The organism is Jeotgalibacillus sp. 10bf12 (assembly GCF_055597105.1).
The window spans coordinates 2,262,689-2,288,949 of the sequence record NZ_CP200276.1 but is presented as its reverse complement, the minus strand read 5'-3'; the positions used below and the strand labels follow the sequence as shown (position 1 = coordinate 2,288,949).

28 protein-coding genes are annotated in these 26,261 nt (G+C 42.8%); 1 reads left to right on the top strand and 27 read right to left on the bottom strand.

Translation table 11 applies throughout. The annotated features are described in order from the left end of the window. Window positions 1–2 precede the first annotated feature (2 nt). The 18 genes from DH10bf12_RS11875 to DH10bf12_RS11790 all read right to left on the bottom strand — a co-directional run bounded on the left by DH10bf12_RS11875 (window position 3) and on the right by DH10bf12_RS11790 (window position 17,894). Window positions 3–395 carry a YlqD family protein gene (locus DH10bf12_RS11875; protein ID WP_471735489.1) on the bottom strand — a complete coding sequence of 131 codons (393 nt, stop codon included), beginning with the start codon at window positions 393–395 and terminating at the stop codon, window positions 3–5. 58 nt (window positions 396–453) lie between these two features. Beyond that, a complete protein-coding gene (locus DH10bf12_RS11870; protein ID WP_471735488.1) occupies window positions 454–687 on the bottom strand; it encodes a KH domain-containing protein in 234 nt (77 codons plus the stop codon). A 5-nt stretch (window positions 688–692) separates the two neighbouring features. Continuing rightward, a complete protein-coding gene (gene rpsP / locus DH10bf12_RS11865; RefSeq protein ID WP_039808841.1) occupies window positions 693–965 on the bottom strand; it encodes a 30S ribosomal protein S16 in 273 nt (90 codons plus the stop codon). 107 nt (window positions 966–1,072) lie between these two features. Then, the gene (ffh, locus tag DH10bf12_RS11860; RefSeq protein ID WP_471735487.1) at window positions 1,073–2,422 is read right to left on the bottom strand and encodes a signal recognition particle protein; all 1,350 of its coding nucleotides are present in this window, start codon (window positions 2,420–2,422) and stop codon (window positions 1,073–1,075) included. Window positions 2,423–2,436: 14 nt separating this feature from the next. Further along, complete coding sequence (locus DH10bf12_RS11855) at window positions 2,437–2,757, bottom strand: putative DNA-binding protein (protein WP_471735486.1); 321 nt, start codon at window positions 2,755–2,757, stop codon at window positions 2,437–2,439. A gap of 82 nt (window positions 2,758–2,839) precedes the next feature. Further along, the gene (gene ftsY / locus DH10bf12_RS11850; RefSeq protein ID WP_471735485.1) at window positions 2,840–3,844 is read right to left on the bottom strand and encodes a signal recognition particle-docking protein FtsY; all 1,005 of its coding nucleotides are present in this window, start codon (window positions 3,842–3,844) and stop codon (window positions 2,840–2,842) included. Window positions 3,845–3,856: 12 nt separating this feature from the next. After that, complete coding sequence (gene smc, locus DH10bf12_RS11845; RefSeq protein WP_471735484.1) at window positions 3,857–7,417, bottom strand: chromosome segregation protein SMC; 3,561 nt, start codon at window positions 7,415–7,417, stop codon at window positions 3,857–3,859. Continuing rightward, window positions 7,417–8,163: a ribonuclease III gene (gene rnc, locus DH10bf12_RS11840; protein ID WP_471735483.1), complete on the bottom strand. Its 747-nt coding sequence runs from the start codon at window positions 8,161–8,163 to the stop codon at window positions 7,417–7,419. The genes smc and rnc overlap by 1 nt, the downstream gene beginning before the upstream one ends. A gap of 153 nt (window positions 8,164–8,316) precedes the next feature. Then, window positions 8,317–8,550 carry an acyl carrier protein gene (gene acpP, locus DH10bf12_RS11835; protein ID WP_039808828.1) on the bottom strand — a complete coding sequence of 78 codons (234 nt, stop codon included), beginning with the start codon at window positions 8,548–8,550 and terminating at the stop codon, window positions 8,317–8,319. A 59-nt stretch (window positions 8,551–8,609) separates the two neighbouring features. Further along, window positions 8,610–9,353, bottom strand: a complete 744-nt coding sequence (gene fabG, locus DH10bf12_RS11830) for a 3-oxoacyl-[acyl-carrier-protein] reductase (RefSeq protein WP_471735482.1) — start codon at window positions 9,351–9,353, stop codon at window positions 8,610–8,612. A gap of 1 nt (window position 9,354) precedes the next feature. Beyond that, entirely contained in the window at window positions 9,355–10,296 is a 942-nt protein-coding gene (fabD, locus tag DH10bf12_RS11825) for an ACP S-malonyltransferase (protein ID WP_471735481.1), read from the bottom strand. A 16-nt stretch (window positions 10,297–10,312) separates the two neighbouring features. Further along, window positions 10,313–11,293 carry a phosphate acyltransferase PlsX gene (gene plsX, locus DH10bf12_RS11820; protein WP_471735480.1) on the bottom strand — a complete coding sequence of 327 codons (981 nt, stop codon included), beginning with the start codon at window positions 11,291–11,293 and terminating at the stop codon, window positions 10,313–10,315. Window position 11,294: 1 nt separating this feature from the next. Next, window positions 11,295–11,867 (bottom strand): transcription factor FapR, encoded by a 573-nt coding sequence (fapR, locus tag DH10bf12_RS11815; protein WP_471735479.1) that lies wholly within the window; start codon window positions 11,865–11,867, stop codon window positions 11,295–11,297. Between the two features lie 246 nt (window positions 11,868–12,113). Further along, the gene (gene recG, locus DH10bf12_RS11810) at window positions 12,114–14,186 is read right to left on the bottom strand and encodes an ATP-dependent DNA helicase RecG (RefSeq protein ID WP_471735478.1); all 2,073 of its coding nucleotides are present in this window, start codon (window positions 14,184–14,186) and stop codon (window positions 12,114–12,116) included. Then, window positions 14,158–15,045 (bottom strand): L-serine ammonia-lyase, iron-sulfur-dependent, subunit alpha, encoded by an 888-nt coding sequence (gene sdaAA, locus DH10bf12_RS11805; protein WP_471735477.1) that lies wholly within the window; start codon window positions 15,043–15,045, stop codon window positions 14,158–14,160. Before sdaAA ends, recG begins: the two co-directional genes overlap by 29 nt. Window positions 15,046–15,080: 35 nt before the next feature. Continuing rightward, the gene (gene sdaAB, locus DH10bf12_RS11800) at window positions 15,081–15,743 is read right to left on the bottom strand and encodes an L-serine ammonia-lyase, iron-sulfur-dependent subunit beta (RefSeq protein ID WP_471735476.1); all 663 of its coding nucleotides are present in this window, start codon (window positions 15,741–15,743) and stop codon (window positions 15,081–15,083) included. A 99-nt stretch (window positions 15,744–15,842) separates the two neighbouring features. Beyond that, a complete protein-coding gene (locus DH10bf12_RS11795; protein ID WP_471738233.1) occupies window positions 15,843–17,477 on the bottom strand; it encodes a DAK2 domain-containing protein in 1,635 nt (544 codons plus the stop codon). A gap of 54 nt (window positions 17,478–17,531) precedes the next feature. Continuing rightward, window positions 17,532–17,894, bottom strand: coding sequence for an Asp23/Gls24 family envelope stress response protein (locus DH10bf12_RS11790; protein WP_039808812.1), 363 nt, complete (start codon window positions 17,892–17,894; stop codon window positions 17,532–17,534). A gap of 236 nt (window positions 17,895–18,130) precedes the next feature. Here DH10bf12_RS11790 and rpmB point away from each other — a divergent pair, with 236 nt between their 5' ends. Next, complete coding sequence (gene rpmB, locus DH10bf12_RS11785) at window positions 18,131–18,319, top strand: 50S ribosomal protein L28 (RefSeq protein WP_039808810.1); 189 nt, start codon at window positions 18,131–18,133, stop codon at window positions 18,317–18,319. A gap of 63 nt (window positions 18,320–18,382) precedes the next feature. Here the strand turns inward: rpmB and spoVM are convergent, their stop codons facing one another. From spoVM to def, 9 genes are all read right to left on the bottom strand, one after another. Then, a complete protein-coding gene (gene spoVM / locus DH10bf12_RS11780) occupies window positions 18,383–18,469 on the bottom strand; it encodes a stage V sporulation protein SpoVM (RefSeq protein WP_039808808.1) in 87 nt (28 codons plus the stop codon). A gap of 15 nt (window positions 18,470–18,484) precedes the next feature. Then, on the bottom strand, window positions 18,485–19,120 hold the full coding sequence (locus tag DH10bf12_RS11775) for a thiamine diphosphokinase (protein WP_471735475.1): 636 nt from the start codon (window positions 19,118–19,120) through the stop codon (window positions 18,485–18,487). A 97-nt stretch (window positions 19,121–19,217) separates the two neighbouring features. Then, window positions 19,218–19,871, bottom strand: a complete 654-nt coding sequence (gene rpe, locus DH10bf12_RS11770) for a ribulose-phosphate 3-epimerase (RefSeq protein WP_471735474.1) — start codon at window positions 19,869–19,871, stop codon at window positions 19,218–19,220. A gap of 4 nt (window positions 19,872–19,875) precedes the next feature. After that, window positions 19,876–20,757, bottom strand: coding sequence for a ribosome small subunit-dependent GTPase A (gene rsgA / locus DH10bf12_RS11765; RefSeq protein WP_471735473.1), 882 nt, complete (start codon window positions 20,755–20,757; stop codon window positions 19,876–19,878). Between the two features lie 12 nt (window positions 20,758–20,769). Continuing rightward, on the bottom strand, window positions 20,770–22,731 hold the full coding sequence (pknB, locus tag DH10bf12_RS11760) for a Stk1 family PASTA domain-containing Ser/Thr kinase (RefSeq protein WP_471735472.1): 1,962 nt from the start codon (window positions 22,729–22,731) through the stop codon (window positions 20,770–20,772). Further along, a complete protein-coding gene (locus DH10bf12_RS11755) occupies window positions 22,728–23,483 on the bottom strand; it encodes a Stp1/IreP family PP2C-type Ser/Thr phosphatase (RefSeq protein WP_471735471.1) in 756 nt (251 codons plus the stop codon). The genes pknB and DH10bf12_RS11755 overlap by 4 nt, the downstream gene beginning before the upstream one ends. A gap of 25 nt (window positions 23,484–23,508) precedes the next feature. Next, window positions 23,509–24,840, bottom strand: a complete 1,332-nt coding sequence (gene rsmB / locus DH10bf12_RS11750) for a 16S rRNA (cytosine(967)-C(5))-methyltransferase RsmB (RefSeq protein ID WP_471735470.1) — start codon at window positions 24,838–24,840, stop codon at window positions 23,509–23,511. Beyond that, window positions 24,833–25,768 carry a methionyl-tRNA formyltransferase gene (gene fmt / locus DH10bf12_RS11745; RefSeq protein ID WP_471735469.1) on the bottom strand — a complete coding sequence of 312 codons (936 nt, stop codon included), beginning with the start codon at window positions 25,766–25,768 and terminating at the stop codon, window positions 24,833–24,835. Before fmt ends, rsmB begins: the two co-directional genes overlap by 8 nt. Then, window positions 25,765–26,256 (bottom strand): peptide deformylase, encoded by a 492-nt coding sequence (gene def, locus DH10bf12_RS11740; RefSeq protein ID WP_471735468.1) that lies wholly within the window; start codon window positions 26,254–26,256, stop codon window positions 25,765–25,767. Before def ends, fmt begins: the two co-directional genes overlap by 4 nt. Window positions 26,257–26,261 lie beyond the last annotated feature (5 nt).

The window sequence follows — 26,261 nt, the reverse complement described above, 5'->3', positions numbered from 1 at the left end:
TTTTACCACCCCTGACGGATCTCTTTGACCATACCGTCTTCCAGCACGATAACAGGCTTCTGATCCGGGTGCCAGATGCTTCCCTGGTCCAGCTCAACAAGCATGTCAGTTTCTCTTAATGTATATTCAGTACCCATAGGCATCTCATCAATTGTTTTCTGCTGAGCTTCTGTCTGGGCCATTAATTGTTTTCTTTTGTTGATTTCCTGATTAATCCGGTTTTTTACAGCATCTGAAGATTGTTCAAACTGTTTTTCCAGCTTCTTCTGCTGAAAGATCAGCTGTTCAACTTCTTTTTGCGCACGCTCAGATTTTTGTGTAAGAGAATCCTTCAGACGTTTCTTAGAAGAATTCGTCATAATTTCTTTCACAACGACCTTTTGAGTTACTTGCATGATCTGCACCCCTTTTTAATTTCATGATACAGCAAAAGGGAGGACATTGGCCTCCCTTTTACTTATCAACTATTTCAATTACGGTCTTTTTCTTCTGCTGGCTTTCGCCTGCAAAAGAAACAGTTCGTATAGCTTTCGCAACTCTGCCTTGTTTGCCAATGACTTTACCCATATCGTCCTGGTGGACGGAGAGCTTAAAAGTGATCGTTCTGTCAGTTTCCTGCGTTTCGATACTTACAGCTTCAGGGTGATCAACGAGAGGCTTGACAATCGTTTCGATAAGCTCTTTCACGATTCTTATTTACCGCTCTTTGAGTTATGGAATTTCTCCATAATACCTTCGTTTGAAAGAAGGTTACGTACTGTATCAGATGGCTTTGCGCCATTGCCCATCCACTTAAGGACTGCTTCTTCATTGATATCTACAACAGCAGGGTTTGCAACCGGGTTGTAAGTTCCTACTGTTTCGATGAAACGTCCATCACGTGGTGAACGAGAATCTGCTACTACAATACGATAGAAAGGAGACTTGTTAGCTCCCATACGCTTTAAACGAATTTTTACTGCCATGTTATTGCACCTCCGAATAGTTTCACACAAGATAGTATATTACCAAGTGATTATGCCTTTGTAAAGTCTTTTTTCTTAACACACTAATTTTTTCTTAAAAAATGCTGTTATTGCATAAACGGGAAGTTGAATCCACCGCGTTTTTTACCTTTACCCTGAGCATTTGTCATCTGCTTCATCATTTTTTTCATTTCTTCAAATTGCTTCAGCAGACGGTTTATTTCCTGGATCGGTCTGCCGCTTCCCCGTGCAATTCTTTTTCTTCTGCTGGCATTAATAATTTCAGGCTGTTCTTTTTCTTTAGCCGTCATCGACTGAATAATTGCCTCAACATGACTGAGCTGTTTACCATCTACATCGATGTTATCAAGCCCCTTCATTTTATTGGCACCAGGAATCATTTTCAGTAATTCATCGAGTGGACCCATTTGTTTCACCTGACCGAGCTGTTCAAGGAAATCATCAAGTGTAAATGAAGCTGTACGAAGCTTTTGCTCCATTTCTTTTGCTTTATCTTCATCTACATTCGTCTGAGCTTTTTCGATCAGGGATAACATATCTCCCATACCTAGAATTCTTGATGCCATTCTTTCAGGATGAAACGGTTCAAGTGCATCCATTTTTTCACCCATGCCGGCAAATTTAATCGGCTTACCTGTGACTGAACGGATTGATAGTGCCGCCCCGCCTCGTGTATCGCCATCAAGCTTTGTTAGCACGACCCCTGTGACACCTAATGCGTCATCAAAGTTTTGTGCGACTGTTACAGCATCCTGACCAGTCATTGAGTCGACAACCAGGAAGATTTCATCAGGCGTTGAGAGCTCTTTGATCTGCTTCAGTTCATCCATCAGCTCTTCGTCCACATGCAGACGTCCTGCTGTATCGATCAGCACATAATCATGGTGTTCTTCTTTCGCTTTTTCAATACCAGCCTTTGCAATCTCAACAGGACTTACCTGGTCCCCCATAGAGAAGACAGGCAGACTCAGCTGCTTTCCGATTGTTTCAAGCTGTTTAATTGCAGCCGGACGATAAATATCCGCGGCGACTAAAAGCGGCTTACGATTATGCTTTTTACGCAGCAGACTTGCGAGCTTACCTGCAGTTGTCGTTTTACCGGCACCCTGCAAACCAACCATCATAATAACGGTTGGCGGCTTTTTAGCCACTGCGATCTGACTTTGTTCCCCGCCCATCAGTTCAGTAAGTTCTTCTTTAACAACCTTTATAACCTGCTGACCGGGTGTCAGACTCTGCATAACTTCCTGACCGACAGCACGCTCGCTAACCTGTTTTACAAAGCTTTTTACTACTTTAAAGTTAACGTCGGCCTCTAAAAGCGCAAGACGCACCTCACGCATCATTTCCTTTACATCAGCTTCGCTAACCTTGCCTTTTCCGCGGATCTTCTGGATGGAACCCTGCAGACGTTCTGCTAATCCTTCAAATGCCATAAATGCAAAGCCTCCTATTCCAATTCCTCGAGCGATTTAATAATAGCAAGAAGTTCCGGCTGGTGACCCGATGCCGTCTTAAGCTCTCCTATTACTTTAGTGCGCTCCTGGAACTTTTGAAATAACAATAGTTTGGATTCATACTCTTCAAGCATTGCTTCAGTTCTTCTGATATTGTCATATACCGCCTGGCGGCTGACATCATACTCTTCAGCAATTTCACCGAGTGAGTAATCATCGAGATAATATAGAGACATGTAGCTCCGCTGTTTAGGCGTCAACAACATCTGATAAAAATCATAGAGAAAGTTCACTCTCGTTGTTTTTTCGAGCATCACATATCCCCCTTTGTTAAGTGAAAAGCCTTTACACAGAAATCATACAGATTTAGCTGAATTGTGTCAACCCGTAAGGCTCTTACTCTACCTCTTCATCAATCAATTCTTCTTTATCAACCAGATCTGAAAAAAGTCCATAAACATATTTTTCAGCATTGAATGGCTGAAGATCATCCATCTTTTCTCCAAGACCCACAAATTTCACTGGGATGCCCAGTTCCTTCTTAATCGCAAGAACAATCCCGCCCTTAGCTGTTCCATCAAGCTTTGTTAAAACAATACCGGATACATTTGTCGCTTCTTTAAAGATCTTTGCCTGAGTCATCGCATTCTGCCCTGTTGTTGCATCAAGTGCCAGAAGAACCTCGTGTGGTGCCCCTGGAATCTCCCGCTCAATGACACGCTTAACCTTTTCAAGCTCTTTCATCAGATTTACTTTGTTTTGCAGTCGGCCAGCTGTATCACAGATCAATACATCTGCCTTCTTTGCACGTGCTGAATGAACTGCATCATACATGACTGCAGCGGGATCAGATCCTTCGCTGTGCTTGATGACATCGACTCCAACACGCTCGCCCCAGACTTCAAGCTGCTCAATCGCACCTGCACGGAAGGTATCTCCGGCAGCAAGTACAACTTTCTTATCCTCAGACTTAAACTGATGTGCAAGCTTACCGATCGTTGTCGTTTTTCCAACACCATTTACACCGACAAATAAAATAACAGTCAGCTCGTCCTCCTGCATATTCAGCAGCTCATCCGGCTCTTCTCCGTTATTATAAATCTCAACAAGTTTTTGTGAGATGACACTGCGGATTCCCTCAGTGTCTTTAATGTTCTGGCGTTTCACTTCCATTTTTAACTCTTCAACAAGCTCCATCACAGTATCAAAGCCGACATCAGCCTGAATCATAATTTCTTCGAGCTCTTCAAAAAAATCCTCATCAACCGTTCTGTAGCTGGCTACCAGGTCATTCAGTCGTGATGTGAAAGTGTTACGCGTCTTTGAAAGCCCGTCTTTATATTTATCTGTCGCAGTATCCTGCGTTGTAAATTTTTCTTTTAATTTCTTAAAAAAACTCATACCAAGTCCCCTTTAATTCAGTTTTATTTGTTCTTCAAGCTTAACAGAAACAAGTTTTGATACACCCGACTCCTGCATTGTAACGCCATAAAGTACATCAGCGCCTTCCATCGTTCCCTTACGGTGAGTAATCACAATAAACTGTGACTGCTCACTGAATTGATGAAGATAATCACTGAAACGCTGGACATTTGCTTCATCGAGTGCAGCTTCCACTTCATCAAGAATACAAAAAGGAACAGGTCTGACATGAAGAATTGAGAATAATAGCGCAATTGCAGTTAACGCGCGCTCTCCACCTGATAAGAGACTCAGGTTTTGAAGCTTTTTACCAGGAGGCTGAGCAACAATATCAATTCCTGTTGTAAGCATATCATCAGGATTTGTTAACTTCAGCTCAGCATGCCCGCCGCCAAACAGCTTCTGAAACACACTTGAGAAATGATCTTTTACCTGATAGAAGGTTTCACTGAATCTTCGCGACATTTCAGCATCCATCTCCTTGATCACTGAAAGCAGATTATCTTTCGCTTCCTGCAGGTCATTTTGCTGATCAAGGAGAAATTCATACCTTTCAGATACACGGTCATATTCTTCAATCGCGCCAATATTAACATGACCCAGCTCTGATATTGACAATTTGATCAATTTTACTTTTGATCTTGCATCTGCCGGATCCATCTGAAGAGGATACTCTTCTTTTGCAGCCTGAAATGACAGTTCATACTCTTCCTGCAGCTTATTCAGTCTGTAGTCTATATCAGATGATAACTTACCTACTGTCAGCTTCAACTCATTGATCTGCTCCAGAAGTCCGTGATGAATCCTGCTTGACTCTTTATACGAGGCCGTTAATTGCTGCAGGGCATCCTCAAGTGATTCACGCTGAAGTTTCATTTCACTGAGATCTTTGGACAGACGGATACTTTCATTTTGTTTCAGCTGAATCTGACTATCCAGCTGATCTGCCTGACCCTCTCCTGATGACATCTCTTCGGTTAGCCACCTGAGGTCTTCAACAGCCAGGTCATGTTTTTCCCTGAGCTCAACTTTTAATTGTTCAGATTCCTTTAACTCCCGTCTGATTTGAGAAGCTTTTTCTTCTGCTACAGCAAGCTTGGCCTGAAGACCTGATTTGACCTCTACCATTTCATCTCTTGAAGATTGCTGCGTTTCTTTTTGCAGCGCGAGATTTTTTATCATCAAGTCCAATTCGGACAGCTGTTTTTCAGCTTTTAACGCCTGGTCCTGAAGACTGATTGCCTTATCTTCAAATGACCCTTTTGAATGAGTGAACTCAGCCATTTCCAGATCGTACAGCTTCAATTGCTCGTCAGCCTGCCTGATCGCCGTTTCCACTTCACGAAGGTCAGCTTTCAGCTCAGCTTCCTTCACCCTGAGCTGCTCACCTTTTGCTCTATGCATATCCATCTCCCGCTCAAATTCAGCAGCCTGATTTTTCAGACTTTGAACCTTTTGCTCAAGCTTTACTGCTGTTTCTTCATAGGTCGGGATCTGGCTGCTGAGTTGATCAAGTTCATTTTTTCTGGAAAAGATAGAAGAAGACTTTTTCGCCTGTGATCCCCCGCTCATGGAACCTCCCGGATTCACGATATCTCCATCAAGCGTCACAATACGGTATCTGTATTGTAAAATTTTCGCGAGCTCGTTCGCTCCTTTTAACGACTTCACAACTACAACCGATCCGAGAAGATTTTCAATCACCTGTCTGTACTGACTGTCAAATTGAACGAGTTCAGATGCAGCACTGATGAAATCTTCATGTTCTCCCGCTCTTGAAAGAAGTGAGTCCGGTAAAGTTCTTGACTTAATGACTGACATTGGGAGGAAGGTAGCACGTCCTGCACGGCTTTGCTTTAAAAACTGAATGGCTTGTCTGGCGTCAGCTTCATTTCCTGTCACAATACTTTGCATAGATGCACCGAGCGCTGTTTCGACTGCAGTTTCATACTCTTTACGTACATCAATCAGTTCAGCTACAGCACCTTCAATTCCGTTTAGCTTATCCCCACGGTTTTTCAGTACTTCTTTTACGCCCTGATAAAACCCTGAAAATTCTTCTTCCATTGACTCAAGCATTGATTTTCTGGACTTTGCTTCACTGACGAACTGGTAGGCTTTATAAAGTTTATTCTCCAGATCAGAAAGTTCTGCCCGGATCCCGTCTCTTTCTTTAACCGCAGTTTTATATGCCTCAGCAGTCACATTAAGCTCAGCAGTAATTTCAGCAGCTGACGTATGAAGTTCCTGGTGCTTTACATTCCATTTTTCACGCTCTTCAATGTATCTGGCATTTGTACCAGTCAGCTTCTCAGCTCTTTTATGCTCCTGGTCACGCTGCTGCTTCAGATAGTTCAACTCATTTTGTACAGTGGTTTTTTGATTCAGCGTTTCGAAATAATCGTTCTTCGCTTTTTCTAGCTGCTGTTCAATCTGATCAACAGAAGTTCCAAGAACCTGCTCAGTCTCAGCAATCTGATTTTTAATGAGTAAGATATCTTCTTTCACAGCTTCAGCGACTTGACCCTTCTGACTGATTTTCTCAGTCAATTTTACTAGATCATGATCTAAATCACTGACTTTCTGTTTCAGCTGATCCTCATTCTGATCAGCATTCTTCTGTCTCTCAATTAATACCTGACGCCGTCCCTGAAGCTGTTCAGCCTCTTTAGTCACTGTGAGCAGTTCTGATTGCAGCTCTTCAATATTTTTTTCACAGACAGAGCGCTCTTTTTGCTTTACATTAAGTGCCTCATCATCCTGATCAAGCTGGAACCTGAGTTTTTCTTCGTGGTCCTTCACTCTTTCAAGTTCAGACTTCTTAGACTCCCATTCAGCAGTCATCTCTTCCGCTTCAAATGCGAGAAGTCCTGATTCTGTCTTTTTCAGGTCATCTTTGTACTCCAGATATTCCCGCGCCAAAGAAGCCTGCTGTTTCAGCGGCTCAACCTGCGCGCTTAATTCATGGAGTATATCCTGCACGCGGTATAAATTGTCCTGCGTTTCATCAAGGCGCTGATCTGCTTTTTTTCTGCGGCCTTTATATTTTAAAACACCTGCAGCTTCTTCTAATATGACTCGTCTCTCTTCAGGTTTACTGTTCAGGATCTGGTCAACCCTGCCCTGTCCAATAATTGAAAAGGCTTCTTTTCCGAGTCCTGAATCAATAAACAATTCCGTTATATCTTTCAAACGGCATGCGACACCGTTTAAAAGATATTCACTGTCCCCCGAGCGGAAGACGCGGCGCGTTACGCTGACTTCCGCATAATCAAGCGGCAGTGCGCCATCTGTGTTATCAAGCACCAGTGATACTTCAGCAAAATTCAGCTGCTTTCTTGAGTCACTGCCGGAGAAAATGACATCTTCCATCTTTCCGCCCCGCAGAGATTTTGCAGACTGTTCACCCAGTACCCATCTGATTGCTTCAGTAATGTTACTTTTCCCGCTTCCGTTGGGCCCGACAACCGCTGTAACACCTGGAACAAAGTCAATTTGCACTTTCTCGGCAAATGATTTAAAGCCGAGCACTTCAAGCTGTTTTACATACATTATTTATTCTCCCGGCTTCCTGACTTTTTTAAGTAGACAAGCGCCTGCTCAGCAGCATGCTGCTCTGCCTCTTTTTTGGAACGTCCCGTGCCCGTACCAAGCTCCTCATCACCGAGCATGACTCTTGAAACAAACTCACGGTTATGAGCAGGACCTTTTTCCTTTAAAATCTCATACTGGAGTGTACCTGAGTGATTCCTTTGAATAAACTCCTGAAGCTGACTCTTATAATCCATCACATGCGAAAAAGCACCGGTATCTACTTTTGGGAAGACAACTTTTTCAAGGATCTGCCTGACAGGCTCCATTCCCTGATCAAGATATAACGCACCAATAAATGCTTCAAATACGTCTGCTAGCAATGCGGGGCGCATTCTGCCTCCGGTTTGTTCTTCACCTTTACCAAGTAGAATTATATTACCAAAGTCCATTTCGTTCGCAAAAATGACCAATGAAGGTTCGCATACGATGGCTGCCCGTAATTTTGTCATCTCACCTTCACTCATAGAAGGAAATTTATTAAACAGGTAATGAGATACTGATAATTCAAGAACAGCGTCACCCAGGAATTCAAGTCTTTCGTTATCTTCATAAGGCTTTTTACGATGTTCATTCACATAAGATGAATGAGTAAATGCCGTCATGATTAACTTTTGATTTTGAAACTGAATTTGATGTTTTTCCTGAAACTCTTTAAATTTTTGTTCTAATCCCTTTGAGTATTGCTCTTTTTTATATTTACCCACTCCGACTTCACCTTGCCATTCATTATCATTTTCGGTTCTTCTTTTTATAAAACAGCAGTCTTGTCCGTAAAACATTCCACTTTGTTTTTTTAAATACAAAAGCTTGGCATGAAGTTATCATGCCAAGCGTGTAGAATGGTTCGTGCCGGCTGATTACATTTTACTTTCTATGTAACTCACTGCATCTCCAACTGTACCAATCTTTTCTGCATCTTCATCAGAAATTTCCATATCAAATTCATCTTCAAGCTCCATTACTAATTCTACTACATCAAGTGAATCAGCACCAAGGTCTTCCTTGAAAGAAGCTTCAAGCTTAACTTCAGATTCATCTACACCTAAACGGTCAACGATGATTTTCGTTACGCGGTCTAATACTTCTGCCATGTTCGTTCACCTCCCTTCAAGTATTATAGTGTAAAACAGCGCTGATTAAAACAGGCTTTTTACATCACCATTCCACCATCAATATGAATCGTCTGACCTGTAATGTAATCAGCGTCATCCGACGCTAAAAAGACAACGGCTTTTGCGATATCTTCAGGCTGTCCAAAACGTTCTAACGGAATCATCTGCTTCATTGAAGTTTGTACATCTTCACCTAATTCCCCTGTCATATCTGTCTCGATAAATCCAGGTGCAACTGCGTTCACATTGATCCCTCTCGGCGCAAGCTCTTTGGCAGATGTTTTTGTCAGACCGATTACGCCTGCTTTAGAAGCAACGTAATTTGCCTGTCCTGCATTACCCATTACGCCAACGATCGAAGAAACATTAATAATTTTGCCCTTACGCTGTTTCATCATTGGACGGGCAACTGCCTTCGTTGTCAGGAAGACGCTTTTCAGATTGATATCCATTACCTGATCCCAGTCATTTTCTTTCATTCTCATCAGCAGGTTGTCTTTTGTAATGCCTGCGTTATTTACAAGAATATCTATACCACCAAATGTACTGATCGTTTCTTTCAGCATAGCCTGAACATCATCTGCATTCGACACATCCGCTCTGAATACAAGCGCCTTCGCACCAGAAGCTTCCACTTCTTTAGCTGTTTCTTTCGCTTTCTCTTCATTTCCGCTGTAGTTAACGACTACATTTGCGCCGTTTTTAGCCAGCTCAATTGCGATCGAGCGGCCAATACCACGTGACGCACCTGTAACGATAGCAGTTTTGCCTTCTAATTTCATGTTATTGTCCTCCAAGCTCAAGCATTGCTTTTTCAAGTGTGTCCTGATCGTATACAGGATACACGTTAGCTCTGCGGTTGATTTTCTTTACAAGACCGGATAATACTTTTCCGGGACCGGCTTCAATAAATGTATCTACTCCAAGATCAATCAGCTTTTCAATCGTATCTTCCCATAAAACAGGAGAATAAAGCTGTGTTACCAGCAGCTTTTCAATCTTCTCAGCTGCAAATACTGCGTCAGCCGTTACATTTGCGATAACTGGTACTGAAGCATCAGAGATTGAAATGTTTTTCAATTCGCTTTCGAATTTATCTGCTGCAGGCTTCATTAGTGATGAATGGAAAGGACCACTTACATTTAGAGGAAGACATCTTTTTGCACCTCGTTCTTTTGCAAGTGCTGCGGCATCTTCAACACCTTTAGCTGTACCTGAAATGACGATCTGACCAGGACAGTTCAGGTTAGCCAGCTGAACGGAGTGTCCGGCTTCAGTTACCTCATCAGTCACGCTCTTCAGCGCGTCTCGGTCCATTCCAAGAACAGCCGCCATCGCACCTTCGCCGTTTGGCACTGCCTCCTCCATCAGTTCCCCTCGTTTTCTAACCGTTTTCAGTGCATCTGTAAAAGTTAATGATTCTGCAGCTACGAGGGCCGAATATTCACCTAGACTGTGTCCTGCAACGTAATCCATATGAATACCCTTTTCTTTTAACACACTTAATATCGCAATACTTGCAGTAAGTAGTGCTGGCTGTGCATTTATTGTTTTTGTCAGCTCTTCCTGCGGTCCTTCCTGCATCAGTGTGACAAAATCTTCCCCGAGAATTTTTGAGGATTCAGTAAAAACCTTTTTTGCCGAATCATATTTTTGCGCAATTTCCTGCCCCATTCCAACTGACTGGGCACCCTGACCCGGAAATAATACTGCTATTTTAGCCATCTGAAAAAACCTCTCTTTATCGATTTAGTGAAGCTGATATTTTACCACTGACATCATTTTCAGCCATTGTATGCGCCTGTTTGATCGCATTGTATACTGCAGTCGCATTTGATGATCCGTGCGCCTTAATAACAGGCGCATTCAGACCGAATAACCCCGCACCGCCGTACTCTGTATAATCAAGCTTACCCTTAAGCGCTCTCAGATCACTTTTCACAAGACCCGCCGCAAGCTTTGTTTTGACTGAAGAAGTGAACGTATCTTTTAGCATGCCAAAAAGAGCCTGCGCTGTTCCTTCAATCGTTTTCAAGACCATATTCCCAGTAAAGCCATCTGTTACGACCACATCACTGACACCGTTCAGCAAATCACGTGATTCAACGTTGCCGACAAAATTTAAGCCTGATTGTTCCAGTAATGTGTATGCCTGCTTTGTAAGATCATTTCCTTTACCTTTTTCTGTACCGATATTCAGCAGACCTACTGTCGGATTTTTAATTCCTCTCACCTGTTCCGCGTAAATACTGCCCATTACAGCGTACTGCAGGATATGTTCAGGCTTTGCGTCTGCATTTGCACCTAGGTCAAGCATGACAAAACCCTGTCCATCGATTGTTGGGAGGGTCGGAGAAAGTGCAGGTCTGTCAATTCCCTTAATACGCCCCACTACAAAAAGGCCTGCAGCCATCAGCGCACCTGTATTCCCTGCAGATACGCATGCATCAGCCTCCTGGTCCTTTACAGCCTGAGCCATGAGCACCATCGAAGCGTTCTTTTTTCTTCTGACTGCTCTGACAGGTTCATCAGTTGAGAGAATAACCTCGTCTGTATGTATTACTTCAATATTTTTTTCATGATTAAGCAGTGGTTGAATCTTTTTTTCATCTCCGTAAAGTTTAATTGTCAAAGAAGGGTTTTCAGCAGCAGCTTTTATTGCACCTTTAACAATTTCTCCCGGTGCATGATCGCCACCCATTGCGTCTACAGCAATAATCAATTTAATCTTCCTCCTTTTCAACAGATGAACGGTACATCTCAAATTCACCTTTAAATACAATTTCTTTCCCAACTGATGATTTCACTTCTACGATCGTCCTGCGTCCATCATTTTTCACAGCTCTCGCTTTTGACACAACACGTTCTCCTGATCGTACAGGTTTACAAAACTCAATTGTCGCTTTAGCAGTCAGTGCAAGATCGTCATTGATCAGCGCAACAGCCAGCGAGTTTGCCTGAGCAAATAAGTGATGCCCCCTTGCGATATTGTTCCGCTGGAAAACATGCTCATCTTGAACATCCAGAATCGAAATGGCGTGATCATCTAGCTCCACGTCTATTATTTCCCCAATCACTTCATCGATCGGAAGAGATCTTACTTCATCCTCAAATGTCTGTTCAGCCACATGTTTAATACGCTCTCTCAGCTCCGGTATGGATAGCTCCATCCGGTCAAGCCGGATTGTCTGAACACTGACATTAAAAAATCTTGCAAGTTCGTCATCTGTTACAAATGGATTTTCAAGAATTTTGTCCGTCAGCTCTGTTTGACGTTCTTTTTTCGTCCTCTTCATTTCCTCACCGTCCGATACTAACACTTGGTACTAATAGTAGTATATAAATAAATAGTCCTTTTTGCAAAGGATATTGGAGAGACGGCGTTTTATACAATTTTTAAAAAAGAACCTGTGACAAATTCGTCTCAGGTTCTTCAAACAATTCACTGCGCTTCATTTGGGCTTCATCTTAAATTTTTAATGCCCGTTATAAAAACTTTTACAATATCGTCTTTTTTCATCGAGACCTCTAACTATAATAAATCAATCCAGCTTCCCGCCGCTGATGACGCCTTCTGCCTGAAGGTAGCTTCTTAATGATTCGTATTCTTCATTATGCCAGAATGCATCACTTTCTATGAGCTGATGTGCATCGTCTCTTGCGGTTTCGAGTGCTCTGTAATCATGCACCATGTCAGCTACTCTGAATTCAGGCATTCCGCTTTGTTTGCGGCCAAAGAAGTCACCTGGCCCCCTTAGTTCAAGGTCTTTTTCACTGAGAACAAAGCCGTCGTTTGTTTCTGTCATGATTTTCATGCGCTCTTTACCGACTTCATTTTTAGGGTCCGCCATCAGGATACAGTAAGACTGATCGCTGCCCCGCCCGACTCGGCCTCTGAGCTGATGCAATTGTGACAGCCCGAAACGTTCTGCATCATAGATCAGCATGACCGAAGCGTTCGGTACGTTCACACCGACTTCTACAACCGTTGTAGAAACAAGTATATGCGTCTTGTTTTCAGCGAATTGCTTCATAATTGTATCTTTTTCTTCTGGGTGAAGTCTGCCGTGCATCAAACCTGCTTCATATCTCCCTGCATAGTACTGGGCAAGCTGAGCGTGCACATCAATTGCATTTTGAACGTCAAGCTTGTCGGATTCTTCAATTAGCGGACAGATCACATAAGCCTGTCTGCCGTGTTCAAGCTCTTTTTCGATAAAGCTTAAGATCCGGTTCATCATATTATCTTTGACCCAGTATGTTTCAATCGGCTTTCGTCCGGCGGGCATTTCATCAATGATTGAGACGTCCATTTCACCGAACACGGTAATAGCAAGCGTTCTCGGTATGGGGGTGGCTGTCATAAATAACACGTCAGGACTTTCACCCTTTTCACGCAGTACCCGTCTTTGCTGTACGCCAAAGCGGTGCTGCTCATCAGTGATAACGAGCCCGAGGTTTTCGAAGTCAACTTCATCCTGAATAAGTGCATGTGTTCCGACGAGCAGATCAATTTCTCCCTGCTTCAACTGCTCCAATAAAAGCTTTCTTCTTTTACCTTTAACTGAACTTGTGAGCAGTGCTACATTCACGTCAGTGTGTGCAAATAAAGCTGATAATGACTCAGCGTGCTGTTCAGCAAGAATTTCTGTTGGAACCATCAGCGCTCCCTGATAATTTGCTGTGATAACTGCATATAATGCGATTGCCGCAACAACGGTTTTGCCGGACCCAACATCTCCCTGCAGGAGACGATTCATTCTAAATGGTGAAGACAGGTCTGCAAAAATCTCCTTCAGCACTCTTTTTTGAGCGTTCGTTAAAGGGAATGGAAGCTGATCTGTGAATTCCCTCAATTTCTCAGGGTCATATTTAAAATGTACGCCTTCTGACTGTTCTCTTTCAATTTTTCTTAAGCCCTGCATCTTAAGCTGAAAATACAAGAATTCTTCATAAACAAACCTTCTTCTGGCCTGCTTCATACTCTCAGGTGATGATGGGAAGTGCATCGCCTGAAGTGCTTCTTTGCGATCAAGCAATTTGTACTTCATCATTAACGCCTGTGGCAGCGTTTCTGAAAGATAGTCACTATAGAGCTCGAGCGCCTGTTTAATAAACTTTCGAAGTGTCTTATTCGTTACACTGCCTTTTAAAGGGTAAACAGGGGCAAACAATTCCTCTTGAGCACCTTCTCCAAACTTATAAGTCTGAGCTGTTATCAGCTGACGCTGTCTGTCCCATTTCCCTGTAATTGTTACTTTATCATGCAGACTGATCTTCTTTTTCAGATACGGCTGATTAAAAAAAGTCACCTTTACACTATGGGGACCTGTTAATAACCGGAACGTAAGCCGTGACTTTTTACGCCCATAAAATTGAAGGGCAGGTTCACTATGAACACTGCCATCAACGGTTACACGCTCCTCGTGAGCGGCTTCTGATAAGTCCTTCAATCTGAAATCATCGTATCTGTAAGGCAGATAGTTAATCAGATCAGAGACTGTATGAATACCCATATCCCCAAGCTGTGAAGCTGTTTCTTCCCCTACTCCCTGAAGGACAGAAACTGATTTCAACAGTGGATGATCAGGATTTTTTGTCAAGAGAGAATCCAAAGATTTTCGCCTCCAGCTCCCGGCCGGTAGGTGTTGCTGCCAATCCGCCCTGAGCTGTTTCACGTAAGGCTACCGGCATTGTCTGGCCGATTTTATACATCGCATCAATGACTTCATCACACGGGATTCTGCTCGTTACGCCGGCAAGTGCCATATCTGCAGCTACCATCGCATTAGCAGCGCCCATTGCATTTCTTTTTACGCATGGCACCTCTACGAGTCCTGCAACAGGGTCACATACAAGCCCCAGCATATTTTTAAGCGTGATCGCCATTGCTTCTGCGGACTGCGCAGGGGTTCCACCAGCCATTTCAGTGATCGCTGCTGCAGCCATACCCGCTGCAGATCCAACTTCTGCCTGACAGCCGCCAGCTGCTCCTGAAATCGATGCATTATTCGCGACAACAAAACCAAACGCGCCTGAAGTGAATAGAAATCTAAGCTTTTCTTCCCGTGTCGGATTCAATTTATTTTGCACCGCAAAAAGCGTCCCCGGCACCACTCCCGCAGATCCGGCAGTCGGCGTTGCACAGATTGTACCCATCGCCGCATTCACTTCATTTGTAGCAACCGCTTTACTCACTGCATCAAGAAGCAGTTCTCCTGAAAGAGATTTACCGGATGCAATATAATTCTGTATCAGCACCGCATCGCCGCCGGTTAAACCTGAATGTGATTTAACCCCTTTAAGTCCGCGTTCGACTGCTTCTTCCATAACAGTCAGGTTACGATCCATTGTATCGAAAACTTCTTCACGCGTTTTATTACGTACTTCCATTTCCTGTTCAATCATAATATCCGAGATTTTTTTGTTATGTGTCTCAGCCATTTCTACCAGCTCTGCAACATTTCTAAACATGTTAACCCTCCTGTATTGTAAGCGCTATCACTTTATTAATCAGTTATTTTTGTGACTTGTGACACTTCAGGCAGTGCTTTTAATTCATCAAGCAATGCATCTTCTATATGCTGATCCACCTCAATCGTCATTAAAGCCATTTTACCGACTTCCTGCCTTGATACATCCATCTTTCCTATGTTCATTTTATGTTTGGCTAAGACAGTAGAAACTGCTGCTACAGCACCAAATTTGTCTTCGTGGACGACCAGGATTGCCGGGTGGTGGCCTGTCAGACTAAGTTCGAATCCGTTTAATTCTATAATCTCAATCTTTCCGCCCCCGATTGAAATGCCTACAAGTTCCATCTCGCCATCTTGATCACCAAGCTTGATTCTCGCTGTATTCGGATGGTCTGTCAGCGCTTCCTCTTCACGGATCTTAACACGCATACCTTTCTCTCTGGCAATTTTTTTAGCTTCAATAATCCGCTCATCATCCGTTTCAAAATCCATAATGCCGCCAATTATCGCTACATCTGTACCGTGGCCTTTATATGTTTTAGCAAATGATCCGTAAAATGAAATGTTTGCCCATTCAGGTTCTCTGCCAAAAAGCTCTCTTGCCATTTTCCCGATTCTTGCTGCTCCCGCAGTATGAGAAGATGAAGGTCCGATCATAACCGGACCGATAATATCAAATACACTTTTGTATTTCATTTTAGTTCCCTCTTTCATAGAGACTATTTCGGCACTTCAAAAAAATAGAAGGGCACCGCCCTTCTATTTTCTCTTGTTTCGCTATATTTTTCAATGTTCTTATTCGACTGACAGAATATATGAATAAAGCGGTTGTTTGCCGTTATGAATTTCTACTTCTACGTCCGGATAGTTTGCTTCGATAAATGCTTCAATTTCTGAAACTTCCTTTTCAGGTGAATCTTCACCGTAAAGCACAGTCACGATTTCAGACTCTTCGTCAATCATGTGCTCTAGAAGTTTTTTAACTGTTTCAAATCGGCTGCTTCCGGAAGTAACAATCTTACTTTCAGCAATTCCCATATGGTCATCTTTTTTGATTGCAATTCCGTCAATAGAAGTATCACGAACCGCAAATGTTACCTGACCGGTTTTAACATGCTGAAGTGCTTCAGTCATAGTTTCAGCGTTTTCACTAAGCTCTGCTGAAGGATTAAATGCTAAAATGGATGCCATTCCCTGTGGCACAGTTTTTGTCGGTATAACGACCGCTTCCATCTCAACAACCTCAGCTGCCTGCTCAGCAGCCATAATAATGTTTTTGTTATTAGGGAGGATTATCACGCGTTCAGCATATGATTCTTCAATCGCTCTTACAATATCCTCTGTACTCGGATTCATTGTCTGACCGCCTTCGATCACACCTGTTGCACCGATACTTTTGAAGAGCTCTGACACACCTTCACCCATTGCTACTGTAATAATTGCAAAAGGCTGTTTTTCTGCCGGCCTGGTTTGCTTAGCAGCAGCACGGTGTTCTTTCCCTACGATTTCCGTATGCTGTTCACGCATGTTCTCAATTTTCATCTTGATGAGGCTTCCATACAACTGCCCCTGCGAAAGTGCTTTCCCGGGCTCTTCAGTGTGTATATGTACCTTAGCGACCTCATCATCAGAAATGACAAGCAGCGAGTCACCGAGTTCACTTAAATCTTCACGAAACTTCATCTCATCATATGGATGATCAGCTAATTTTTTCTCTTCGAACTTCACCATAAATTCCGTACAGTATCCAAATTCGATATCTTCTGTATTCATGAAGCCCTGAACGCCGACATGGTGCTCTGCATTTACAAGCTCGTCCATTGATGGCGCTACAGGGGCATCTGAAATCTTTTCACCTTTCAATTCTGCAAGGAAACCCTCGTACACATGAACAAGTCCCTGACCGCCGCTATCAACAACGCCAACCTCTTTTAAAACAGGAAGCAGATCCGGTGTTCTTTTAAGTGAAGCCCTAGCTTCTTTAAGGGTTAACTCCATCAGCTTTGTGATGTCCTCTTCAGTCTCAGCTGCTTCAACTGCTTTTTTGGCAGCATCTTTTGCAACTGTCAAAATTGTTCCTTCAACTGGTTTCATAACAGCTTTGTATGCTGAAGCAACACCTGCATCAAGTGCTTCAGCAAAATCTTTTGCAGTTAAGACTGCTTTTGACTCAATAGACTTTCCAAATCCTCTGAATAGCTGGGATAGAATAACACCCGAGTTCCCGCGGGCTCCCATCAGCAGGCCTTTTGATAATGCGATAGAAACTTTCCCTACATGATCTCCTGTATTGTTTTTTACTTCCTTGGAACCTGAAGTCATTGAAAGGTTCATGTTCGTGCCCGTATCTCCATCCGGCACAGGAAACACGTTCAGTGCATCTACAGTATCTGCATTATTCGAGAGACACGCTGCCCCCTGAAGTACCATTCCGGCAAATACATTGCCGTCTATCTCTTTTCTAATCACAAAACTTTCCTCCTATCACAGGTTCGTCACCCTGACTCCCTGAACAAAAATATTGACTGCTTCAACTGAAAGCCCAACAGTTTTATCAAGTGTATATTTCACTGATGACTGAACGTTGTGAGCTACTTCTGAAATTTTCGTACCGTATCCCACGATTATATACATATCTATCGTTACTTTATCGCCATCCTGACGTACAATAACGCCACGGGTAAAATTTTCACGTCTTAGGATATCGGTGAGCCCATCACGGATCTGATGCTTCGATGCCATCCCGACGATCCCGTAACATTCGATCGCTGCTCCACCGGCAACCATTGCAATGACGTCATTGGAAATATCGATCTGACCATATTTGGTAGTTAATTCAATCGACATGTAGTGCTCCCCCTTTGAATACTGTTTTGGCTACAGATATTTTACTATACTACAGCTGCGAATGAAAGATAAACAGTATTTATCGCATTCCTGTCAGTGTAAAGCAAAAAAACTTGATAGAAGTAATTATTTTTATTGCATAATATAAATCCTTGTGATAAATTAAATAAAGTGTGATTGACTAAGTGAAAGATTGAAACGATGTTTTCAGCTTCATTTGTTAGGAGGGGAATAGAATGGCAAAACAATGTGTTGTAACAGGTCGTAAAACACGTTCTGGTAACGCTCGTTCCCACGCAATGAACGCTAACAAGCGTACATGGGGCGCTAACCTTCAAAAAGTACGTATTCTTGTTGATGGTAAGCCTAAGCGTGTTTGGGTTTCTGCTCGTGCTCTGAAATCAGGCAAAGTAGAACGCGTGTAATAAATGATTAAAGTAAAAAGACCTTAAGATCGTGATGATCTTAAGGTCTTTTTGATCTATATACTACGCTGTTCTCCTTCTGAAAAGGCTTAATACCCCTCTTACCATTCCTCCGAGCATTCTCGGCAGTTTGATTGAATAGAAGCGCATGTGACTCCCTCCCTGCTAATCTCTGCTTCTTATCATCATTAATATGCCGTCTTCAAACGAAATAGAAGCATAGCCATCAATAATTTCATTGCTGAGGGTAAGTGTCATCCCATATGTAATCTGGTGCTCCGAAAGAGGATATTTAACTCCTGAAAGCGTCAGCCCTTTTACATGTCTTGTGAAAGGAATAAACGAAAGGTAAGGATACTGCTCATTTTTCGGAACAGAAAAACTGCTTGGCAAATGACATGTCATGATGTTATTTGCATCTTCTATTGAAATTGTACAGCTGTGGTTTAAAGCTGATTCTGATAATAGCAGTTGAATATTTCCAAAAAAATGATCCTGTCTTCCACCGGTAACACCGATCATTTTTATAGACTGATTCTGGTTTAGAGCCCAGTTTAATGCAATTTCCATGTCTGTCATATCTTTTTCAGGGGTTTCTTCATGAATGTGATCAATATTTTGCTTAATTAATTCTAATTCAGATACTGTAACTGAATCAAAATCACCAAAAGCGCGTGAAACGGCCAGTCCTTTTTTAAGTAAAAAAGCAGCGCCGCGGTCCACTCCAATCCATTGACCAGTTTTATCAAGCTTATCAAACCATTTCTCATCGATTGGACCTCCGCCTACTAAATGAATCATTTCATCACCCTATCTAGTTGACATAATAAAAATATAATAAACTTAATGATAAATAATAAACGTACAGGAAAATGCAATCATCCCTGTACGTTTATTACTAATTTGCTGCCTTTTTTAATGATTCAATCGCAGCTTCTCGATCCTGTTTTCCATAAACAAATGAACCTGCCACTGCGACATCTGCACCTGCATTCGTACAAAGAGCAATTGTTTCATCTGTCACTCCACCATCAACTTCTATTTCAAAGCTGTGGCGCTCATTTGTTCTCAGTTCTTTCAGCTCTTTTATTTTGTTAACTGTTTCTTTAATGAAAGTCTGACCGCCAAATCCCGGGTTAACTGTCATCACAAGTACAAGATCAGCTTCACTCAGACAATGCTTAACTGCTTCAACAGGGGTATGCGGATTAAGCACGATGCCTGCTTTTACACCGGATGCTTTAATTAACTGAATTGTTCTGTGAAGGTGTTTTGTTGCCTCCACATGTACAGAAATAATATCAGCACCGGCTTTTGCAAATGATTCTACATACCGTTCCGGCTGTTCAATCATTAAATGAACGTCAAGTGTAAGAGACGTAACAGGACGGATTGCTTCTACAACCAGTGCCCCCATTGTAATGTTTGGTACGAACATGCCATCCATTACATCGATATGAATATAATCAGCGCCTCCTTTTTCAACTTCACGCACTTCATCGCCAAGCTTCGAAAAGTCTGCTGATAAAATAGATGGTGCAATTTTAACCATAGATTTAATACCTCGGCTTTCTGGATTTTATTTCTTCATAAAACTGCTGATAATGATCATAACGATAGCGTTTTATATCACCGGTTTCGACTGCTGATTTGACCGCACATTTAGGCTCATTCATATGGAGGCATCCTCTGAATTTACACTGCTCAGAAGCTGCTGCCATTTCAGGAAAGCAGTCTGACAGTTCTTCAAGTTCAAGCGCTGAAAATTCCAGTGCACTGAAACCCGGTGTATCGGCTACAAAACCTTCACCAATTGCAATTAATTCAACGTGACGCGTTGTATGCTTCCCTCTGCCAAGTGAGCTTGATATTGCATCAGTTTTCAGTTCAAGGTCTGGCCTGAGCGCATTTAGAATCGATGATTTTCCAACACCTGACTGACCGGCAAACACGGTAACAGTATCATCTAAAACCGGCTTTAATAGAGTCATACTCTCTTCCCATTTAGCTGAAGTCAAGATAACCTCATAGCCGATCTTTCTGTAATCATCAGCATATTGCCGTATGTTTAGTTCCTGCTCTTCATTCAGGAGATCAATTTTGGAGATGCAGATAACAGGTTTGATATGGTGACTTTCAACGAGAACGAGAAACCTGTCCAGTAAAGATGTACTGAAATCCGGTTCAAGCGCTGAAAAGACGAGTACTGCCTGATCGACATTCGCGATCGGAGGACGCACCAGCTCATTTTTTCTCGATTGGATATCAAGAATATAACCTTCCTTGGCGTTTTCAGCCTGGTACTCTACGTAATCCCCTACCAGAGGTGTAATTTTATTCTTACGGAATATTCCACGTCCTCTGCACTGGATAACTGCATCCTGATCTTTTACATAATAAAAACCACTCAGGGCTTTCATAATTTTTCCTTCGGGCATACACACGCTCCTCTATTCATTTTCCTGATAAGAGATTGTATCTTCTAAGTAAACTTCACCATCTCTTTCGATTCTGTATGAACCGCTGTTGCCTTCTTCAATGGTCAGCCTGATATTACGTTCTATATCTTCAGTAATCGTAAATTCTTCAACAGGCTCATCAATTGAATTATTTTTATCATCAATATAGATCGTAATCACCTGCTCAGGTAATTCAGGAGGGTCTTCTCCTTCTTCAGGCGCTTCTTCCTCCTGCAGGTATTCAATGGTCACAGGAATGACTACGTTATTAACCGGTACAGGCGGTACGCCAAGGGATGTTACGACATTAATATTACCGCCTACCTCCACCAATGTACCTGCTTCAGGGTTTTGTGAAATAACGGTACCTGCAGCGTAATCATTTGAGTATTCTTCTCTGGTAATTGAAATCGTGATCCCTGTTTCCTGTTCATACGCAGCAATTTCTTCAGCAGTGTATCCTGTCAGGTCAGGTACCTCAGACTGTTCTGGCCCCTGGCTGATGACAAGTCTCATGACTGTATCGCCTGGCACAACTTCTTCGCCTTCGCGAGGGTCCTGTTCAAGTATGGTTCCTTCCGCTGAATCATTATATTGTTCAGTAAGGTCGATCTCACTGAAACCTGCTTCACGAATCAGCTCTTCTGTGTTATTAAAGTTTCTCCCGACATACCCATCCACTTCAATTGTTTCTTTTCCACTGCTGACCACAAGATTGACAGGTTCACCCTCATCTATTGATCTGGTCGCTTTCGGTGAACTTCTGAGCACGATATCCTCTTCAACCTGTTCATTCGGTTCATAGACGATATCTCCAACAGTCAGCCCGGCTTCTGTAATGATATCTTCAGCATCTTCTATGTTCTCACCGACTACATCCGGGACCTGAACCTGGGTAGGCCCAAACATGCCCATCGCAGCCATAACGCCCCCGCTTAAAAGCAGAACCAATACAAGTGCAAGGATCCACGGCCACTTCTTTTTTTTCTTTTTTATCGGTTTTTCTTCTTTCTTTTCAGGCTCATGCACTTTTGTATCTTCTGACGGCATGACATTCATCCGGTCCTTGATGATTGGAATTGCTTTTGTTGCCTCGAGATCAGGAGCAGGCGCAAACAATGGTTCTGAAGCACGCTCAGGGTTCAACACTGTTTTCAAATCTTCTGTCATCTCATCGGCACTTGCGTAACGGTAATGAGGATCCTTTGCAGCAGCCTTTAAAATGACATTTTCAAGACTCTGCGGCAGATCTTCAATGACTTCAGACGGTCTTGGTAAATCACTCTGTAAATGCTTTAAAGCGATCGAGATTGGTGATTCACCTTCATAAGGAAGCGTGCCTGTAATCAGTTCATACATGACGATTCCAAGAGAATAAATATCCGATTTCTTTGAGGCGGTCCCTCCTCTTGCCTGCTCGGGCGAAAGATAATGAACGGTCCCCATCACGGAATTAGTCTGCGTAATGGCAGTCGCACTTAATGCCATCGCAATACCAAAGTCTGTTATTTTAATGTTGCCTTCCTGATCAATCAGGATGTTTTGCGGTTTAATATCTCTGTGAATAATTCCATTATGATGCGCATGAGCGATCGCTGATGTAAGCTGAAGCATAATATTGATTGCATCACCCAGATCGAGTGGTGAATGCTCCTGAATGTACTGCTTTAATGTCATACCTTCTACGTATTCCATCACCAGAAAATAATAGTCGCCTTCATCTCCGACATCATACATGCTGACAATGTTCGGATGCGTCAGACTGGTTGCAGATTGAGCTTCCCGCTGAAACCGCTTCAGCATATTGGCTTCGCTGACATAATCCATTCGAAGCACCTTTACGGCAACATCTCTATCAAGGATCATATCCCTCGCAAGATAAACGTTCGCCATACCACCGCTTCCGATTGATTTCAGAACCTTGTACCGGCCGCTTAATCTTTTATCGATCATAAGGCTTCACCGCCTTCATCAGGCAATAAAACCTTCACGGCTGCAAGGGTAATATTATCTTCACCACCATGATCATTTGCAAGCCGAATCAGGTTTGCGGCCATTTCATCAAGTGGCAGTTTTTGCGCTGCAGCTGCAGCAATCTCATCTTCTGATACTTTATTGGAAAGCCCGTCTGAGCATAAAAGGAGGAGTGTCCCATGCTCCGGAATAATCGTTTTAATCGATGGGTCTGCCTTACCTTTTGTCCCTAAAGCTTTTAACAGAAGGTTCTTTTTCGGATGCTGCTCTGCATCTTCTTTTGAGATTTCCCCTGATTGAACAAGTGCATTTACGAAAGAATCATCTTCAGTCATCTGAATAACGCGTGACTGATCAATCACGTATCCTCTGCTGTCACCAATATGTGCAATTGAAACAAAATCATGTGTGCATATTGCCGCTACAAGTGTAGTTCCCATACCAGCGCACTCAGGATTTTTTTCAGCATACTGATAAAGCTCAGTATTCACTTCTTCAACTGTTTGCCGGAGCCAGTCTTCAGCAGCTCCGGCTCTAAGTTCGATGCTCAGTTCCTGCCATTTCCTTTCAACAAGCTTTACTGTCATTTCACTTGCTACATCGCCTGCACGGTGGCCCCCCATGCCATCTGCTACAACAGCCAGAACGGCATAATGGTTTCTAAAAATGCCACCTGCATCTTCATTCAGCTTTCGTATTTTCCCACGATCGCTTTTAAAAACGGCTTCCATCTATCCACCTCGTTCATGATCTGAATTACGTGTTTTTCTTGAAAACTGCAATAAAGAATCCATCTCCATCAAAATCCTGCGGGAAAATCTGCAGCAGATTATTTTCTGCCAGCACTGCAATCTTCTCAGGAAGTTGATCCGGTGCAACCAATGTCATGTCAGCATGGTCCGCCAGAAATTGTTTCACGGTTCCTTCATTTTCTTCCTTATCTACGGTGCATGTGCTGTATACAAGCACGCCACCTTTTTTAAGGCTTTGAACAGCTGAGTCTAGCAGTTCCTGTTGAATTCTTGAAAGTGACTCGAGGTCCTGCTCTCTTTTTGCATATTTGATATCAGGCTTTCTTCGCAGTACTCCAAAGCCGCTGCAAGGGGCGTCAACAAGGATTCTGTCAAATGAAGTTTCAGGGAAGCGTTCTTTCAGCTTTCGTCCATCAAGCGCTTCGCCTCTGACGTTCTCTAGCTTCAGACGATCTGCATTTTCTTTAATCAGTTTAATTTTGTGCTCATGAAGGTCAAGGGCATAGACTTCACCTTCATTGTTTAAACATTCGGCAATATGTGTGGTTTTTCCTCCCGGTGCCGCACACATATCGAGAATTGTTTCACCAGGTACAGGGGCCAGCGCATATGCCACAAGCATTGAGCTTTCATCCTGAACAGTAATAAAACCTTCTTTATATGCTGAAGTATGTGCAATATTGCCTTTTTTGACACGTATACCTGATGGCACAATCGGGCTTTCAGATGCTTCTACCCCTTCTTCCTCAAGCAGTTTTAGCGCTTCTTCACGGCTGATTCTGCTTGTATTGACTCTTGCTGTCTGAACAGGTGCAATCAGATTTCTTTCACACATTGCCTTTGTTTTTTCAAGTCCAAAGTGCGCTGCCCATCTGTTTACCAGCCACTCCGGGTGACTTGTTTCAATTGAGATTTTCTGAATTGGGTTCTGTATGTCTTCAGTTGATCTGACACCTTCACGCTGGATTGAACGCAGTACGCCGTTCACCATACCCGAGATACCTTTATGACCTTTTTTCTTAGCAATTTCCACCGCTTCATGGATTGCCGCACGTTCAGGTACGCGGTCCAGGTACAGCATCTGATAAAGGCTAAGCCTTAATAGGTTCCGCACCCAGCCTTCGACCTTTTTCTTCAAAAAAGGTTCAAGGTAATAATCCAGCGTCATTTTACGCTGGATTGTGCCATAAGTGATCTCAGTCAGCAGCCCTGTATCTTTTTTACTGATATCAAATTTCTTAATGGCATGATTCAGCAGAAGGTTACTGTATGACTGATTCTTATCAATCTGATCCAGAATATGAAGTGCAGCTTCCCTTAATGAAAATTTACTCATATTGCGCCTTCTCTCCAATCTGTATAGCAGATCCTCTCAGAAAATCTGATGCAGACATTTTCTTTTTACCAGAAGGCTGCAGCTCAGTTACAAGTACAGCGTCAGCATCAGCCGTCGCAAATACGATCCCCTCATCAGAAATCTGAATAACTTCTCCTGGCGTTCCGCTGCCTTTTGTAAGCTTTACCTGCTGGATTTTCACCGGCTTATCTCTGAAGACCGTATAAGCTGTCGGCCACGGATAGAGTCCTCTTATCTGGTTGAATACTTCTCTGCCGGGACGGTTCCAGTCAATTTTTTCTTCTTCTCTTTTTATATTCCAGGCATAAGTAGCCTTTTCGTGATCCTGTTCAGCGCGCTCTGATTTACCGTCAATTAGAAGGGGCAATGTGTCAGAAAGCAGATTTGCACCTGCTTCACTTAATTTATCGTGCAGTGTACCTACATGATCTTCATCTGTGATCGCTACTTCCCTCTGACTGATGATATCACCTGCATCGAGTTTTTCAGCCATATACATAATGGTAATGCCTGATTTGTCATAGCCTCTGATAATCGCATGGTGAATCGGTGCACCACCCCTCAGTTCCGGAAGCAGTGATGCATGCACATTAATACAGCCAAGCTTTGGTGCATCAAGCAACTCTTTAGGAAGCAGTTGTCCAAAAGCCGCAGTAATGATCAAATCAGCTTCAAGGTTAATGATTTCTTTGAGCTCAGGAGATCCTGAAAGTTTTTCCGGCTGAATGACTCTCAGATTATGATTCAATGCTTCTCTTTTAACAGGAGGAGGTGTCAGCACTTTTTTTCTGCCAACGGGTCTGTCCGGCTGAGTAACAACCGCTTTTACTTCATAGCCGTCAGCAATGACTCTTTGCAGGACGGGAACTGAAAAGTCCGGTGTACCCATAAAAATTACTGAAGTCATTCCGCTTCCTCCTCCATTGCTTTAAGTTCTTCTTCTGTTACATAGCGGGATACTTTTGAAGTGAACAATACCCCGTCTAAATGGTCAGCTTCATGCTGTATCGCTCTTGAAAGATATCCGTCAGCTTCCATGACAAAAGTCTTTCCGTTACGGTCCTGTGCTGATAAAACGATCTGATCCGTTCTTGTGACTTCGCCAAAAATTCCGGGAAAGCTCAGACATCCTTCCACATCCGTGTCTTCACCGGATATATATTTGATTTCAGGGTTGATCATCTCAATGACACCTGTTTCATCGTCAAGGTAGACTATGGCAACTCTTTTCAGTATCCCTGCCTGTGGTGCAGCAATACCAATACCGTCTTGTTCCATCATCAGATCAAAAAGCTCGTCCAATGTATCATGTAAGTGCTTGTCGAACGTTGTTACTTTACTGCAGGTTTGTTCAAGTCTTTCATTAGGGTGAGTCAAAATTTCAAGTTTCTTCATGATTT